Annotated in this window: 20 protein-coding genes; 1 reads left to right on the forward strand and 19 read right to left on the reverse strand. The window is 68.5% G+C overall.

Going from position 1 to position 13331, the window contains the following annotated elements; translation table 11 throughout:
* Positions 1 to 12 precede the first annotated feature (12 nt).
* On the reverse strand, positions 13 to 330 hold the full coding sequence (locus FMP39_RS27455; protein ID WP_228558380.1) for a cell wall protein: 318 nt from the start codon (positions 328 to 330) through the stop codon (positions 13 to 15).
* Positions 331 to 931: 601 nt separating this feature from the next.
* Between FMP39_RS27455 and FMP39_RS27460 the strand changes: the two genes are divergently transcribed.
* Positions 932 to 1234 (forward strand): hypothetical protein, encoded by a 303-nt coding sequence (locus FMP39_RS27460; RefSeq protein WP_141593104.1) that lies wholly within the window; start codon positions 932 to 934, stop codon positions 1232 to 1234.
* Positions 1235 to 1347: 113 nt separating this feature from the next.
* Here the strand turns inward: FMP39_RS27460 and FMP39_RS27465 are convergent, their stop codons facing one another.
* From FMP39_RS27465 to FMP39_RS27550, 18 genes are all read right to left on the reverse strand, one after another.
* Positions 1348 to 1578 (reverse strand): hypothetical protein, encoded by a 231-nt coding sequence (locus FMP39_RS27465; protein ID WP_141593151.1) that lies wholly within the window; start codon positions 1576 to 1578, stop codon positions 1348 to 1350.
* A gap of 8 nt (positions 1579 to 1586) precedes the next feature.
* Entirely contained in the window at positions 1587 to 1973 is a 387-nt protein-coding gene (locus FMP39_RS27470; RefSeq protein ID WP_141593105.1) for a gamma-glutamylcyclotransferase, read from the reverse strand.
* On the reverse strand, positions 1970 to 2410 hold the full coding sequence (locus FMP39_RS27475) for a gamma-glutamylcyclotransferase family protein (RefSeq protein ID WP_141593106.1): 441 nt from the start codon (positions 2408 to 2410) through the stop codon (positions 1970 to 1972). The genes FMP39_RS27470 and FMP39_RS27475 overlap by 4 nt, the downstream gene beginning before the upstream one ends.
* 524 nt (positions 2411 to 2934) lie before the next feature.
* A complete protein-coding gene (locus tag FMP39_RS27480; RefSeq protein ID WP_141593108.1) occupies positions 2935 to 3900 on the reverse strand; it encodes an amidoligase family protein in 966 nt (321 codons plus the stop codon).
* Between the two features lie 369 nt (positions 3901 to 4269).
* The gene (locus tag FMP39_RS27485) at positions 4270 to 4575 is read right to left on the reverse strand and encodes a hypothetical protein (RefSeq protein ID WP_228558381.1); all 306 of its coding nucleotides are present in this window, start codon (positions 4573 to 4575) and stop codon (positions 4270 to 4272) included.
* 186 nt (positions 4576 to 4761) lie between these two features.
* Positions 4762 to 5100 (reverse strand): hypothetical protein, encoded by a 339-nt coding sequence (locus tag FMP39_RS27490; protein ID WP_141593109.1) that lies wholly within the window; start codon positions 5098 to 5100, stop codon positions 4762 to 4764.
* Positions 5101 to 5377: 277 nt separating this feature from the next.
* Entirely contained in the window at positions 5378 to 5563 is a 186-nt protein-coding gene (locus FMP39_RS27495; protein WP_141593110.1) for a hypothetical protein, read from the reverse strand.
* 173 nt (positions 5564 to 5736) lie between these two features.
* The gene (locus FMP39_RS27500; RefSeq protein WP_228558386.1) at positions 5737 to 6312 is read right to left on the reverse strand and encodes a DUF2924 domain-containing protein; all 576 of its coding nucleotides are present in this window, start codon (positions 6310 to 6312) and stop codon (positions 5737 to 5739) included.
* Positions 6313 to 6499: 187 nt separating this feature from the next.
* Positions 6500 to 6724, reverse strand: coding sequence for a hypothetical protein (locus FMP39_RS27505; protein WP_141593112.1), 225 nt, complete (start codon positions 6722 to 6724; stop codon positions 6500 to 6502).
* 184 nt (positions 6725 to 6908) lie between these two features.
* Positions 6909 to 7133, reverse strand: coding sequence for a hypothetical protein (locus FMP39_RS27510; protein ID WP_141593113.1), 225 nt, complete (start codon positions 7131 to 7133; stop codon positions 6909 to 6911).
* Positions 7134 to 7204: 71 nt separating this feature from the next.
* Complete coding sequence (locus FMP39_RS27515) at positions 7205 to 7498, reverse strand: hypothetical protein (protein ID WP_141593114.1); 294 nt, start codon at positions 7496 to 7498, stop codon at positions 7205 to 7207.
* An 81-nt stretch (positions 7499 to 7579) separates the two neighbouring features.
* The gene (locus FMP39_RS27520) at positions 7580 to 7798 is read right to left on the reverse strand and encodes a hypothetical protein (protein WP_194858591.1); all 219 of its coding nucleotides are present in this window, start codon (positions 7796 to 7798) and stop codon (positions 7580 to 7582) included.
* A gap of 131 nt (positions 7799 to 7929) precedes the next feature.
* A complete protein-coding gene (locus FMP39_RS27525; RefSeq protein ID WP_141593115.1) occupies positions 7930 to 8367 on the reverse strand; it encodes a hypothetical protein in 438 nt (145 codons plus the stop codon).
* A gap of 10 nt (positions 8368 to 8377) precedes the next feature.
* Positions 8378 to 10288: a hypothetical protein gene (locus FMP39_RS27530; RefSeq protein ID WP_141593116.1), complete on the reverse strand. Its 1911-nt coding sequence runs from the start codon at positions 10286 to 10288 to the stop codon at positions 8378 to 8380.
* Between the two features lie 64 nt (positions 10289 to 10352).
* Positions 10353 to 11690 carry a phage tail protein gene (locus FMP39_RS27535; protein WP_141593117.1) on the reverse strand — a complete coding sequence of 446 codons (1338 nt, stop codon included), beginning with the start codon at positions 11688 to 11690 and terminating at the stop codon, positions 10353 to 10355.
* Between the two features lie 9 nt (positions 11691 to 11699).
* Positions 11700 to 12095 carry a hypothetical protein gene (locus FMP39_RS27540; RefSeq protein ID WP_141593118.1) on the reverse strand — a complete coding sequence of 132 codons (396 nt, stop codon included), beginning with the start codon at positions 12093 to 12095 and terminating at the stop codon, positions 11700 to 11702.
* A gap of 5 nt (positions 12096 to 12100) precedes the next feature.
* A complete protein-coding gene (locus tag FMP39_RS27545; protein ID WP_141593119.1) occupies positions 12101 to 12796 on the reverse strand; it encodes a hypothetical protein in 696 nt (231 codons plus the stop codon).
* Positions 12797 to 12803: 7 nt separating this feature from the next.
* Positions 12804 to 13331, reverse strand: coding sequence for a hypothetical protein (locus FMP39_RS27550; protein WP_141593120.1), 528 nt, complete (start codon positions 13329 to 13331; stop codon positions 12804 to 12806).

The following is a 13331-nucleotide window of genomic DNA, read 5'->3' on the forward strand; positions in this document are numbered from 1 at the left end:
GGCGGGGGCGCTTCAGCCGCGCCGCGTCCGCGAGCGGAACTCGCTGGCCCAGCGCTGAGCGGTGGCCTTGGCGCGCTCGCCATCCGAGGGAAGGTGACTCGCTGGCGGCTTCCCGGCAGGCGTTGGCGCTCCAGGGCTGGAGGGGCCGTCCGTCCCCGTCGCCCCCTTCTTTCGCACCCACATGCGAGGGGCAGGGTTGACGGTGGGGGGTGGCGTAGCAGGCGCGGTGTCAGCCTTGGGCTTGCGCCCGCGCGGGAGGATGACGTCGGGGATGCTGCGGGGTGCGGCGTCCTCCACCCACGCGGAATGCAGGCGGCCTGTCGCCATCATGAGGCGCCGCTTCTGGTAGTGCGCTCCGCAGTAGCCCTGGCTGCGGTGGGGGCGCTGGCAGCCGATGACGGCACACGCCCTGGCCGTAGTCGCGGGAGGTGGGCGCGGGGGCAGGTGCTGCGCTGGAGCGGGTTGCGGAGGCCGCGCGTCGTGGCCTGGGCGCTGGCGCGACACTTCCTGTTGGGGCCCTGGGGCGAGACGCTTCGCCACCTCGGCCAGTCTCGCGACGAGGCTTGCGAGTGGGCGCGCCAGCTCCTCATCGAGGGCGGTGCGGAAGGCCGCCTCAATAAAGCTTGGGGACTTCGGAGCGGGTGGGCGGAGCGGCTGCCTCGTGGATGAGGATGAACCCTGAGCCGAAACGGGAGGACGTGGAATTTTGGGCATGTGTGGCTTTACTCGCCTTGCTGTGTATTCGGGGCGAATGCGCGTTGAGACGGCGGGTGATGATTACCATTCTTTGGGCATGTGTCGTAGTCGAGTATTGCTTGAGTGGAGGAAGGGAGCGCCCGCCTCTGGTGACAATACGCAGTGACCTCACGGAAATGGTTGTTGGCGTGAGTCGCCCGGCGAACTGGCACGTCGCGTGCTGTGGGGAATGCGGATGACGATGAGCGAGCGGGAGGCCCTCGCAGAAGAACTGCGGCGGGTGGAGGTGGCGTTGCAGCGAGCGTACGCGACGATGGACGGGAGTGCCGAATCGCGGACGCGGCTCGCCAGGGCGAAAGAGGAGTACCGACGAGCAGAGGTCGCGGCGTCGCACGTACTGGGAGCGGAGGATGCGTTGAGGCTGGTGGAGGCGAATGACTCGGCGTGCGCTCACCCCCCGGAGCAGGAAGCACTACGGGAGTGGGTTGTTCGCGGCGCGAGAGAGTTGCCCCTCAGTAGTGGCGAGCACCACGCATGAGGGGCGCGCCTCCTGGACGTGTGTGAAACATCAGGTGAAACAGGGCGCTTCGGCCGGCGGACGGGCCCGGGCCGCATGGGCATACCCTGAGAGGCATGCCATGCCGGCACGGCTCACCCTCGCGTCGCCAAGCCCTCGCGCAGCATTTCATCCACCAGGGACGCGGCCTTCTCCTCGGCGGTTGCGCCCTGCACGCGCAGCGCGACGGACTCGAAACGCTGGGTATTGGCAACCACCCAGTCGATGTACTCGGGAATGGAGAGGCGCTCCACGCCGAAGGCGATGTTCTGCATTCCCTTCACGATTTGGACGGCCGTGCCCTCGAAGACACGTCCGTCGCGCATGATGATCATCATGACTTCTTCTCCTTCAGGTGAGTGCGCCAGCAACCGGACTCGATGATGGGGCGGCCAGCCAACCGCCCCTTGGGAAACAGGTATGCCTCGACGCGGCCGGCACCGTCGAGGGCAATGGACGTGCGCTGGTAGAAGCGAGGGTGGCCCTCGAGCCTGTCGAGCGCCGCCAGCATGAGCGCGTCGACTTCGTACATCTCTCCCTCGACAGCGTGCTTGCCCCTGGAGGCGAGGGCAGGGAAGGGCCCGTAGTCGTAGAGGGTAAAGCGGGGAAGCGTCCGCGCTAGGCCGACGAGGCGTGCGCCGCACAAGAGTCTGTGGTTGGGCTCGCCGGACAGCAGCGTTCCGTAGACGAAGACGCGCGTCGACTTTGAGGCGCGCTTCATGCCGCACCGCCCAGGGCGCCCGCGAGCGCGGCGCGGTTGAAGCCCAGGCGCCCATAGGCGTGCCAGAGGACGCGGAAGTAGCGGCCAGCGGGCGGCCAGGCCTCGAAGCCTGCTTCGGGCTGCAGGTACACCAGCGCGCGGCGGCGGTGGCCGGCCTTGTCCGTCACCAGTCGGGCGGCGCGCCGGTACGCAAAGGGGTGCCCCTCGAAGGTGTCGAGGGCGCGCAAGTCCTCGGGGGTGAGGCGGTACAGCAACCCCTCGACGTGGGCGCCGCGCACGCGCTGGAGGCTGGCGACTGCGCCGCCCCAGCGGCGGCTGTAGCCGCCAAACACCAGGGTGTGGCCGGGAAGGGTGGCCCGGGCTTCGACGGTGGCGCCGGGGCATCGCGTGCGCATTTGGGCCCTGTCGAGGTTGGAGCCGTAGGCGAAGTAGAGCATGCGGTTCTCGCATTCGAGGCGGGCGCGGCCCGCCGTTGTCGGTTCTGATTCCAACCCAGGCACGAGGAGATACTCCTCGGCGAGCGGCCTCTTCATTCCTGGTCCGAAGCGTCATCCCGAGGAGACGCGACCTCCTTGGCCAGTTTGAGGATCTCCACCGCCTCAAGGGCACGGGCGCGCCTGTGTGCGAGCCGGGTGCCGCGGACGTGCACCTTCCGAGAGAGACGTCCGTCGTAGCTTTTTGTGGGGTACCTGCCGTGCGATGGGCAGCAGCCCCATCGGCAGTTGCCCCGGTCCTTCCGATTAACTCCGTATGCTTTCATTATTGCGTCTCGCGGTTGGCGAGGGGCACCTGCCCTTCGCGAAAGACATACACGCTCTGGTTCGCCATTGAAGCAAGCGCTGTCTGAGGGAGGGGCGCGAGGACCGCAGGAAGGTGCGGGCCCGGTGCCCGGGCTCCTTCCTCGGGCCCTGGCGCCAGCGCAGGCAGGCGCCAGGGCTTCGTGGCGCCCGCGAAGGCCCCGTCACGCGGCGGCGCGGGCTTCGGTGGGCGTGTTGCCCGGAGCGACCCCTGCGTCGCCCTGCGAGCCCTCGCTGCCGGGCGAGCCGTCCCCACCCCCACCCGGGCCGCGCCTGTCGCGGCGCTGGCCCTTCCAGGCGGCGCTGCCCTCCAGCTTCTTGAGGAGGTGGAGGCGGGCCGTCTTGAATTCCTCGCCGATGAGGCCCAGGTGCAGGAGGAACACCCGGAAGTCGTACTTGGCGGTGGCGGGGTTGAAGTCGCGGCGCTTGCTGGAGGCGGCCTTCGAGGCCAGGGCGCGGGCGGCGAGGGCCAACACCAGTTGGACGTAGGCCTTCACCTCGCCCGCGTGCACCGAGCCGTTGAAGTAGCGGAATTCAATCGTGCCCCGGAAGAAGAGGCTGTTGAGGTTGAGGCCGTGGTAGCGGCTGGAGTCGTAGCGCTGCGGGGCGAGGTTGCGGCGCCCGTACCAAGCCTCGTTCACCTCCTGCAGCGTGCGCGGGCGCCGGGCCTCCAGCCGCTGGAGGAAGGCCCCGTCAATGGGCTTGCAGAAGCGGCTCAGCCGCGCCGCGCTCACCCCGAGGGCGGTCTCCAGGAGGCGCTCCTGCTTGTGCACCATCTTCACCAAGTTGGTGACGCCCTTCGCGTCGAAGCGGCTGCCGTCGACGTGAATGTGGATGCCGGTGGAGGCGTCGGCGCGGGCGCCAGCCTCGCGGGCGGCGCGCACCACATGCTGTAAGGCGTCCAGGTCCTGGTAGGTGAGGATGGGGGAAACGATTTCGCCGCTGTAGTCGCCCCCGCTCAGCGAGCCGTCAGGCACCACCTTCCAGGCGCGGCCCTGGGGGTCCGTCACCTGCCAGCCTCGGTAGTCGCCGGAAACGTGCCCGCCCACCGCGCCCTGAATCGCGTGGGCCAGCTTCTGGCGGCTGGCGCCAACCGTCTCAATCTCAATTCCAAACCGGAGCGTCTTCATGGAGTTCGCCTCTCGCATTCGCGCGGGGCTGTGGCGCCCGTCGCGAAACACATACACGCTCTTGTGTGCGAATGAGGCAAGTCCTCTTCGACGTCTGGTTGGGTGGGTTTCAGGTGTCTGGGATAGTTGCGGGAATTCGCGGGTTTTTGCGCCGGGCGCCTGTGAATGGGTGCGGCCAGTCTGCCTGGATTGGCGGCGGTGGGCGGAATTCCAGCGTGTGTGATTGTCTCGCCGGCAGGGCGTTGGGGATTGGCGGCATAGCCCGGAGCGGACTGCCACTGCCTCTCCCGCTGATTCAGCCGGAAGAGCCTCTCACCTGCGCAGGGCTCCTGGCGTGCGCGCGCCGCATGCCGAGGGGCTCAGGAGGGGTCAACCCACGAGGCTCTTGAGCATCGCCATCGCCCGCTCCGCTTCCTCCGGTGTTCCCTCTGCAAGCTCCACGTACACGAAGCCCCCGGAGTACATGAGTATGTCTGGGAGCAGCTCAATGCGTACATTCCAGCACTCTCGCTCCGAGGTTGCCATCTCAACATCGGCGTAGATGCGATGGAGGGCGGCGTTCAGCGTGCGCTGGCGTATCTCCCTCGGGAATCGCACCTCGATGTACGGCTGGGGAATCCCATAGCGCGCGGTGCGCTGTCCCACCATCATCAGTTGCTGGCTCGTCGTGGCCATCGTTATCCTCGCGTTTCGTAGGGATGTCGCCCCGTTGTGAAAGACATACGCGCTCTTGTTGATGCGTTATGCAAGTCGAGTCTTGGGGTGCGGCGCCTGTAGGCAGTGCGTCCGCGAGCATGGACGGCTTTCGTATGGCCGGGAACCCGCGCGGTGCTGCGGCGCGGATTCCCGCCGTCCTCTCCTTCAGCCCAGCAGTATGTTGAGGAGCGCCATGCCCCGCATGGCCTCGGCCTCGTCGCCTTCGGCCAGCTCCAGGTAGATGCGGCCGTGGTTCGGCTCCGAGAGGCGCTCGGACTGCACAATCCACCGCTCGCTGTTGGGGGTGTTCAGCTCCAGGCTGGCGGCGAAGGTGTGGAGCAGCGCGCTCACCTGCCGGTGGGTGGCGCCGGGCTGAAGGAAGATGTCCAGTTGCGGCTGGGCCGTGCCGTACCGGCTCTTGCCGAGGGTCAGCGTCAATACGGTGTTGCTGAAATCAACAACCTTGACCGGGACGATGAAGGTAGGGATGGCCGTGGCGCTCATAGTCGATATTCCTGCGGAGTCGCGCGGTGCTTTGTTGCCCGTCGCGAAAGGCATACACGCTCTTGTGGGTGAGCGTATCAAGTCCTCTCTGCTGTCTTTGGGGTGTATGTGCTGTCCGGGGCATTGGCGTTCGGGCCGGGACGCTGTTCCTGATGGAGCATGTGGCTGGCGGTGAGGCAGGGCGTGCGCGCTCGGGCCCTATTTCGGCCTGCTCGCGTGGCTTGCCGGACGCGCCTGTCGCAGCCCGGCAAGGCCCTCGAATGGAGAGGGGCTGCGGCTAGGGCGCCCTCTTGGAGGCAGGGGCGGGCTTCGTGCCCTCCCGCTCGGCTTGAATCTTCATCAGCTTGTCGATGATCTCCGACTTCCTGGTTTCCCCCAGGTAGGGGAAACTGTTTCCGGTGTCGATGACATAGCGGCGCAGTTTCTTGACGGTCATTGCTTCCAATTCGCTGCGTGTCTTCATGTTGTTCCCTTGGGGACTGCGTTGAAAGAGGGGCCGGTCGAAGGTCTCGGGCGGTGTTCCACTTCACGGCGATGTTGGCGCCCGCCTCGCGTGTGGACGGCGGGGCGGAGCGCGTCCGGGTTGGGGGCCTCTCGGCCTATTCGTTGTCCTGCTGGGGCGAGTGGGTACGGGCCTCACTCCTCCTCTTTTGGGGCGAAGCGCGCGGCGGCTTCGGTGGCGCCCATGGCCGTGAGTTCTCGGTGGACCGCGCGCTTGAAGAAACGAGTCCGGCTCGGGATGCCCGCGTCGCGCCAGGCCTTGTCCAGGACCGCCAAGTCCTCCGCGTCGAAGGAGAGGGGGATGACGCGCTTGCCGTCCTCGCCCACCTTCACCTCGCGCTCGGGACGGGGGCCCACCGGCACGCGCCCGGCCTCCGCCTCCCGGATCTTCCACTTGAGGTAGGGGATGTCGCTGCTGCCTGTCGGGCGTCCCACGACTTCGCGGTACTTCGCCTGCACCTCCTCGAGCGACATGTTGGCGAAGCGCCCGCGACGGGGAGCCGGCTGCGTGCCCTCGGCCGGGGTGTCGGCCCGTGCGGCAGGCGCCGGAGGCGCGCTGGGGGTGGCGGCCGTCGCCCGGTGGGTGGGGCTTCTCCGCTTCTTCGCGGCGAGTGCCTCCTCGATGCGGCGGATGAGGTGCGTCCTGTTGGGGCTGCGCGTCTCCTCGCCCACGACTTCGCGGTACCGGGCGCGCAGCTCCGTCAGGTTCATGGACTCCAGCTTCTTCGTCTTCGTCGTCTTCGTCGTCTTCGTCGTCTTCGTCGTCTTCGGTGCGGCGTTGCGAGGCATGGTGGTGTTTTCCTTTCCGGGCCGTGGGTACACGTCTGCCGTTCACGGGGGCGGCCCGGCGGCCCTCGTGCGCGGCTGCCCCGCTGGGCGGGGCGTCGGTGGTGGTGGACTACTTGGTGGGTGTGTTGCTGGCGTCGCGCTTGCCGGCTTGGTAGGCCGCTTCGAGGGCGTCCCTCAGTTGCCATACCGCCACTTCGTAAATGTCGAGGCTGTCGCTGTTGCGTGTCTTCAGTGTTTCAATGTTCATCTCCTCGCGCGCAACGCGTTCGAGGGTTTCTGCGGGCGCCCGGGCGGGCTTCGAGGGGCTGCTGGGGCGCGGCTTGCTGGGCGTCATTGTTTCGTCCTCCCTGTGCGCCTTGGGCAGGCGCGTGCGAGGCATATGCGCTCTGTTTTTGAGGCATAGCAAGTCGAGTGGAGAGGGTTTGGGGTCGCCCTGGCTGTGACGGGCGCAGGGAGCTGTTTCGCTGTTGGTGTGTGTCTATTTGCTGGGGCCCTCCTGGAGCGAGGGAGGGAAGGCGCTATTTGCTGGGTGTGTTGCCGGCGTCGCGCTTGCCGGCTTGGTAGGCCGCTTCGAGGGCATTCCTCAGTTCCCCTACCCCCACGTTGTGGAAGTCGAGGCTGTCGCTCCAGCGCCTCTTTAGTGTTTCGATGTCCATCTCTTCGCGCGCAATGCGCTCGAGGGTTTCTTCGGGCGCCGGGGTGGGCTTCGTGGTTTTGGCGGGCCGGGGCTTGCGGGGTGTCATTGTTTCGTCTTTCCGTGCGCCTTCGGCGGCGCGCGTGAGGCATACGCGCTCTGTTTTGCGCGTATGGCAAGTCATTGCCCGCTAGGCTTGCTCAGGTGCGCGAAACACTCCAAGTCGATGGCGCGTGGATCGACATGGACGAAGGGGGTGGTGCCGTCCGGGAGGACGGGGGCGGCGTCGATGCAGTCCTCGGCCGTGACGCCTCCGAGGCGCGCCAGCGTCTCGTCGTCTTTCACGTAGTAGTCGTCCGCGTCCGGGTTGGCGTCGGGGCGAAGGGCGCCGCGCAGCACCGCGAAGATGCGGACCTTCTGCCCCCGGAGGCCGGGGATTTCGCTGCCGAGGTACGTGGTGTCGGTTCCGAACATGTGTCTCTCCCAATGCGTGCTGGTGATTTCGGTGCTGCGAATTCGGTGCGGCTTGGCGGGCAACGAGTGGCCTCGCGGCCTCTATTCATCCATCAAGTAGAAGAAGCAGCTCAGGTCGTCGGCGCGCACCGTGACGCGCGTGGGGCTGCAGGTGCGATCCGGGAGGAGGCGGGCCACCTCGACGCGGTCCGAAGCCTTGACGTCGTGTCCACGGCTGTGGACCGCGAGGATGCGGACCTCCTGCTGCTTGTGTCCGGGGACTTCGTCGCCGAGGTAGATTGCGGTGGTGCCGATATACATATGAGTCTCCCCTCGCGCAGTGGGGTGCGCGCGAAGACATACATGCTCTATCTTCGAGGCATAGCAAACCGAGAAGAGTGATGTTCGGACTGCTTCGGGGTGTGGGGTCTGGTTTTGCTGGTGGTGTGTGTCTATTGGCTGGACTCTTCAGGGGCGCGGGGCTGTTCGTCGGCGAGCACCGCGATTCGGAGGCCCTGCGGGAACCAGCGCTCGCGAGCCTCCTGCGACAGGGGATGCACGGCCACCTTCCTGGCGCCGCCCCCCTTGGGCTTGAGCACCGTATGCAGGCGTCCGCGCTGGACGAGCTCTGCGTGGACATGGCCGACGAGGAGTCGGTGCAGGTGTCCGAAGCTCCCTGGCGCCGGATGCGCCGGCTCGCTCTCGGCGGCGCGGATGAGAAATTCGGTGGAGCGGCAGGCGGGACAGGGAGGGAGCTGGACGAGGCTGTCGTCCACGTCCTCCCGACGCGCGACGCCGACCTCCAGGGTATCGAGGGAGAGGCGATTGCCACTGCCGCACCGGGCGCAGCGCTGAAGTACGTCGTCGGTGGTGACTTCGTGAATGGCCATGGGGGCGCCCTTACGCGACAGCGGTGTATGAGCCGAACCAGTACGTCGCGGCGAGGCCTGGGAGGTTTTGGTGGCTGTAGAAGGCGAAGCCGTCTTTGTCCGGCACCATGACGGTGGGATTGCCGACGAAGCTTCCGGAGAAGGCGTAGGGGCTGAGGGTGATGGAGGAGGGCGCGGAGGGGAAGCGACTGCGGAACGTCACCGAGCCGCCGCCGGCCAGGCTGTCATGCGCGACAGTGTCGCTGTTGCTGTACTGGAGGCCGAGCCGGCCCACCTCGCGCACGCTGCCCGCCAACTCGAAGGAGGTGTTGCTGGCGGTGCTACTCAGCGGGAGTCGCAACGTGCGCGTCCAGGAGGCGAAGGTGGCGGTGAGGCTGGCGTCATGGAGGAACTCGGCCTCGTTGCGTGAGAGGCGGAAACCGCCCGCCGCCGCCCCGGTGGTGTCGCGGGCCCAGGCGCTCCCATTCCAGGCGGCGTTGAGGGTGAACCACACCGAGTCGCTGTCGGCGTAGAGGCGCAGCCGCGCGGCTGCGCCGCCCGCGCCCTGGGTGTCGAGGAGAAGGACGCGACCGGCGCCCAGGACGGGCTGGAGGATGGCCTTGTGCTGGCCCGCCGACGTCTCGTTGCCGCGGAAGTGCCCGCCGCTGAAGGTCGAGAGGACTTCCGCGAGGGCCGCTTCGACGGTGCCCGCCGTCAGCAGGTTGCCCGCGTCCGCGACGGAGACGGAGGAGGCCGCGTGAGCATCGGCGGACTGGGTGACGTGCCCGTTGAGGAAGCCCAACAGCGCGGCCATCTGCTGCCGCAGGCTGCTGGCAGGGAGGGAGTGGGGCGTCCCGGCCAGCGCGTCTCCTCCGACACGAGAGGCGCCGGGACTGTTTGCCGTCGTCTCGCCGAGGCGGGTGACGACCTCCTGGAGTTGAGCCTGCACGCTGGTGCCGCTGATGTAGCCGTGGGGTGTGGCGCCAATGGCGCTGGCGTGGTGGGCCCCCGTGGCCGCGCCCTGGTGGGCGTTGACGAAGCCCAGCAGCGAGGAGAGCTGCGCATCCACGGTGCCTGCAGGCAGGAGGTTGGGCGTGCCGGGCACCGCGTCCGCACCCACGCGGGAGGCGCCCGGTGTGCCAGCAGCGGCCGAGGAGAGCTTGTCCGCGACTTCGTCCACGGCCTCCTGCACGGTGGTGGAGGTGATGAATCCGTGGGGCGCGTAGTCCACGGCACCAGCCCCGTGTCGCCGGGCGGCGCCGGAGAAGTGCCCGGCCAACTCGGCGTCCACCTCGTCCAGTGTCGCCTGCACCGTCTCCGTGCTGGGGCTCAGGACGTCCCAGGTGCCGCTCTCCACGGCCACCGAGGTGCCCCGGGCGAAGATGAAGGCCTGCCGGCGGGAGGTGTCCAAGTCCGCGGCGAGAATCTGCGTCTGCCCGGGGCGCCGCCGGACGTCACACAGCAGCAGCTCGTCGGGCTGGAGGGCGGGCTTGGGCGCCTGGCCGACGGGGCCCTCCGGCGCCTGGCGCACCACCAGCACGAAGGACTCGTCGCGGCGGAAGTACACCTGCTGGGAGTTGCCGTCCGTGCGCGGCTCGGACAGCAGTCGGGTGAAGCGCAGGAAGATGCCCACCCACCGCTCGCTGCCCGAGGTGGAGACGTCGGTGGGGATGCCGGAGACGTCCACCGCGCAGTCCACCGTTTGCCCGGTGCCGAAGAAGATGCGCTGGCCGAGGTTGTCGTAGGCGCGGCCCGGAGCCGTCAGGTCGACGGAGAGGTTGGGCACGGGAGAGTGCGGCGCGGGCACGGCCCCGGAGATGACACCGTGGACGCCCAAGTCAGAGGCGAGGTTGCGGTCGGCCTGCTCCAACTGCGCGAAGGCCAAGTCCAGCTCCGCCTCCGTCACCTTCTGCCTGAAGAAAAAATCCAGCCGGTTGCTCATGCCTGTGCCCTCCAGAGGAAGACAAAGGCCGGGCGCGAGAAATCGGGGACATGCTGAGCGAGCTTCAGTGCAAGACGGTCGTTTCGCCCAGCTCGCTGAGTCCCAGCTCCCAGTGCTCGGGGAGAATGGGCGGCAAGGGCTCCACCATGTCCACGAAGTGGGTGTGCGCGGGCTTGAGGTACTCGACGAGGGCGCGCAGGCGCTGGCGCTCCGAGAGCGTGAGAAGGCGGTCCACCTCGACGTTGAAGGCGTAGCGGGCGAATCGCTCGGAAGGGCCCAGCACCCAGTCGACGCCCAGCTCGGACTCGCCCAGCACGAGGGTGTCCGAGGCGAAGGGGGAGATGGCCCTCACCTCGATGCCCAAGAAGAAGCGGATGGCGTTGCGCAGGCCCAGTGCGGTGCCCTTCTGCTGGTACATGTGCACGAGGATGGCGGCCAGACGGCGCCGAGCGAGGACGTCCAGCTCGAAGGCGAAGGGGTTGCCCAAGTCCTGGAGGATGGCGTCCAGGAATGCCTCCGGCGCGCGCTCCAAGTCGAAGACGTCGGGGAAGGCGTCCAAGTCGGACAGGAGCAAGTCCGTCACCTCCTGGAGGCAGGACACGAAGCGGTGCAGGTCGCCCGTCACGTCGTCGCGGCGGTTGTGGCGGGGCAGCATGTCCCAGAGGCGGAAGTGCCGAGAGGGCGGCCTGGCCGGCCGGAAACCCGCGAAGGTGGCGCGGTGGTAGGGGGCGAGCACCAGGTTGCCGTGCGCGTCCGTCACGCCCTCCACACGCACTTCGTACACCACGTCCGGCGTCAGCTCCGTGTCGAGGGCGAAGTGGACGAGAAGGCCGTCTGCTGCGGCCTCGGTGACAACCACCGGGACGGCGGGCGCGCCGCGCGGGGTGAGGGTGAAGCACGCCGAGGGCGGCACCCGGACAGACTCGTAGAAGGCGAGGCGCACGGACTTGGGCCCCACGGCCTGCGCACCCACGAGGCGCGGGGCCGTCCTGTCCTCCACGGTGAAGGTGTACGTCTCGTCGAGGAGGTGCGCGCCACCGGCCGTGGCCGAGATGACGTGCACGGAGACGGTGGCCTGGCTGGCCAGCGGCACCGCCGGGTGGAGCACGACACGCAGGGTGTCCGCCGTCTGCGTCGCCGCCGCCAGCGGCCCCGCGAAGGCGGGTTGCACCTCGACGCTGTCCCCGCCCGCGAAGGCGAGGACTCCGTCCACCCAGACGCGGGTGGACGCCCGGGCGATGCCGTCTACGCCGACGTCCACCAGCTCCAGCTCCAGCGCGGCATCAACGGGGACGTCCTCCTCCTCGGGGCCCGGAGCGCGGTTGAGGAGGAGGGGGCGGCGCGTCTCGGCGAAGAGGGAGACGGTGTCGACGTAGAGGGTGGGCAGCTCAACCGTGGCCATAGCGACACCTCACGGGGAAACGAGCTCCAGGCGGACGCCCACCGTGTGGACGCCGGAGAGCTTCGAGACGTTGGCGGCCATGTCCGTGACGAGGCGCTCGCGGCCGGGGCGCCCGAGGCAGCGGGCGTACTTCACCCCGCCCACGACGAGGGACGCTTCCCAGGCCAGGCCCGCCGGGGCGCCTGAAGGCACACGGAGGCGCAATGCGGCGCGGACCAGGTCCACGCCGGTGACGTCCACGGTTTGCGTCACCTCGGCATAGTCCCCGGGAGCCAGCTCGAAGCGGCGCCCAGGCTCCTCGTCGCCGAGGACGAAGAGGTACTCGCCCGAGGCGGGCGTGGCCCGCTGGGGACGAATGCGTCCCTGGCCCAGGCCGAGGCGGCTCGTGAAGGCGGTGAGGGCCATGGGCGTCACACTTGCCGGGACAGCTCGAGCGAGTCGAAATAGGCGCGGCGCGTGACGTCCTTTACCGCGAAGCCGAAGCCGCCCCGGCCGGAGGTGAGGGGTTGGCTGCCGGAGTTGATGCCGAGGGCGTCGTCGATGAAGGCGGCCATGCCCGGCACGGGCTGCCAGTCGGGAGGCGTGCCGAGCGGGTGCGCGGCCAAGTCGTTGTGGAAGGCCTTGAGGACGACGTCGCCGTTGGCGTTGACGATGACGTCCAGGCGCAGGTGCAGCCAGGCACCCTGCGAGAAGCTAGCCGAGGACTTCAGCAGGACGCCGGGGCCGTCCGCGTCAGGCAGGCCCGTGGCCACCGCCCCCTTTCGCAGTACCACCCGGTGCGGCTCGTCGTCGGAGAGTCCGAGGAGGTAGGCGGAGTCGTTGACGGAGGTGCCCTGCCCGCAGAGGAAGAGGAAGGGGGAGAAGCCGGTGGGGCCGCCACCGGGCCCGCGCTGGAGGCAGCCACGAATGCTGCCTCCCTTGGCCATGGGGGCGAAGTCCGGGAGGTTGGCGAAGAGGCCAACAGCGCCCTGCGCCGCCGACAGCGAGTTGAACGCGAAGAGGAAGTTGCTGCCGCCCGGGGGACGGGCAATGCCCGCCGTCACGCCTCTGTCCACGGTGGCGATGTCCAGTCCGCCATTGAGGTAGGTCCAGTCTGCGAGTGCCATGGTGTCCTCACTGCGTGGTGGCTGCAGGCCACCCGGTGTTGAAGTCCTCGGTGGGCTGCGTGGTGCTGAAGAGGGCCACGCGCGCCGTCACGTCCTCCCAGCGCCAGGCGTAGGCCTCGTTGGTGTGCCAGCGCTGCTCGAAGTCCTCCCGCGGCGACTCGCTGAAGAGGCCCTCCACGGAAGCTGCGTCCCCCCAGTCTTTGAGGAAGGGCTCCTGGCCCCATGTCTCGACGGCCTGCCCCTCGAAGCGGTGCGGGACGAGCTGCGCGGGCGGCAGTTCGAAGAGGAAGGCGTCGTTGTCCCAACCTCGGGAGAAGGCCTCGAAGCCCTCGCGCTGGCCGAAGAAGGCGAGGGCCACAGGGACGTCGGAGAGGGCGGCGCGCCACACGTACCAGCGCTCGAAGTCCTCGCAGGACTCCTCCGGCACACCGAAGCCCGCCAGGGCTTCGAGGCGAGTCACCGCCGTCAGTGTCCAGTGGGCAGCCTCGCCGGGCTGGCCGCCCGCGTCCTCGAAGCTGGGGTTCAGGAGGGCCAT

The organism is Myxococcus sp. AB056 (assembly GCF_006547365.1).
GTDB lineage: Bacteria > Myxococcota > Myxococcia > Myxococcales > Myxococcaceae > Myxococcus > Myxococcus virescens.

What these genes read in the sequence shown, in the direction of transcription:
- FMP39_RS27490 (WP_141593109.1), bottom strand. Translation starts at nt 5,100, where the DNA reads ATGAGCGCCACGGCCATCCCTACCTTCATCGTCCCGGTCAAGGTTGTT.
- FMP39_RS27545 (WP_141593119.1), bottom strand. Translation starts at nt 12,796, where the DNA reads ATGGCACTCGCAGACTGGACCTACCTCAATGGCGGACTGGACATCGCC.
- FMP39_RS27525 (WP_141593115.1), bottom strand. Translation starts at nt 8,367, where the DNA reads ATGGCCATTCACGAAGTCACCACCGACGACGTACTTCAGCGCTGCGCC.
- FMP39_RS27470 (WP_141593105.1), bottom strand. Translation starts at nt 1,973, where the DNA reads ATGAAGCGCGCCTCAAAGTCGACGCGCGTCTTCGTCTACGGAACGCTG.
- FMP39_RS27520 (WP_194858591.1), bottom strand. Translation starts at nt 7,798, where the DNA reads ATGTATATCGGCACCACCGCAATCTACCTCGGCGACGAAGTCCCCGGA.
- FMP39_RS27540 (WP_141593118.1), bottom strand. Translation starts at nt 12,095, where the DNA reads ATGGCCCTCACCGCCTTCACGAGCCGCCTCGGCCTGGGCCAGGGACGC.
- FMP39_RS27530 (WP_141593116.1), bottom strand. Translation starts at nt 10,288, where the DNA reads ATGAGCAACCGGCTGGATTTTTTCTTCAGGCAGAAGGTGACGGAGGCG.
- FMP39_RS27500 (WP_228558386.1), bottom strand. Translation starts at nt 6,312, where the DNA reads ATGAACCTGACGGAGCTGCGCGCCCGGTACCGCGAAGTCGTGGGCGAG.
- FMP39_RS27510 (WP_141593113.1), bottom strand. Translation starts at nt 7,133, where the DNA reads ATGACACCCCGCAAGCCCCGGCCCGCCAAAACCACGAAGCCCACCCCG.
- FMP39_RS27475 (WP_141593106.1), bottom strand. Translation starts at nt 2,410, where the DNA reads ATGCTCTACTTCGCCTACGGCTCCAACCTCGACAGGGCCCAAATGCGC.
- FMP39_RS27460 (WP_141593104.1), top strand. Translation starts at nt 932, where the DNA reads ATGACGATGAGCGAGCGGGAGGCCCTCGCAGAAGAACTGCGGCGGGTG.
- FMP39_RS27465 (WP_141593151.1), bottom strand. Translation starts at nt 1,578, where the DNA reads ATGCGCGACGGACGTGTCTTCGAGGGCACGGCCGTCCAAATCGTGAAG.
- FMP39_RS27550 (WP_141593120.1), bottom strand. Translation starts at nt 13,331, where the DNA reads ATGGCCCTCCTGAACCCCAGCTTCGAGGACGCGGGCGGCCAGCCCGGC.
- FMP39_RS27455 (WP_228558380.1), bottom strand. Translation starts at nt 330, where the DNA reads ATGATGGCGACAGGCCGCCTGCATTCCGCGTGGGTGGAGGACGCCGCA.
- FMP39_RS27535 (WP_141593117.1), bottom strand. Translation starts at nt 11,690, where the DNA reads ATGGCCACGGTTGAGCTGCCCACCCTCTACGTCGACACCGTCTCCCTC.
- FMP39_RS27515 (WP_141593114.1), bottom strand. Translation starts at nt 7,498, where the DNA reads ATGTTCGGAACCGACACCACGTACCTCGGCAGCGAAATCCCCGGCCTC.
- FMP39_RS27495 (WP_141593110.1), bottom strand. Translation starts at nt 5,563, where the DNA reads ATGAAGACACGCAGCGAATTGGAAGCAATGACCGTCAAGAAACTGCGC.
- FMP39_RS27480 (WP_141593108.1), bottom strand. Translation starts at nt 3,900, where the DNA reads ATGAAGACGCTCCGGTTTGGAATTGAGATTGAGACGGTTGGCGCCAGC.
- FMP39_RS27505 (WP_141593112.1), bottom strand. Translation starts at nt 6,724, where the DNA reads ATGACGCCCAGCAAGCCGCGCCCCAGCAGCCCCTCGAAGCCCGCCCGG.
- FMP39_RS27485 (WP_228558381.1), bottom strand. Translation starts at nt 4,575, where the DNA reads ATGGCCACGACGAGCCAGCAACTGATGATGGTGGGACAGCGCACCGCG.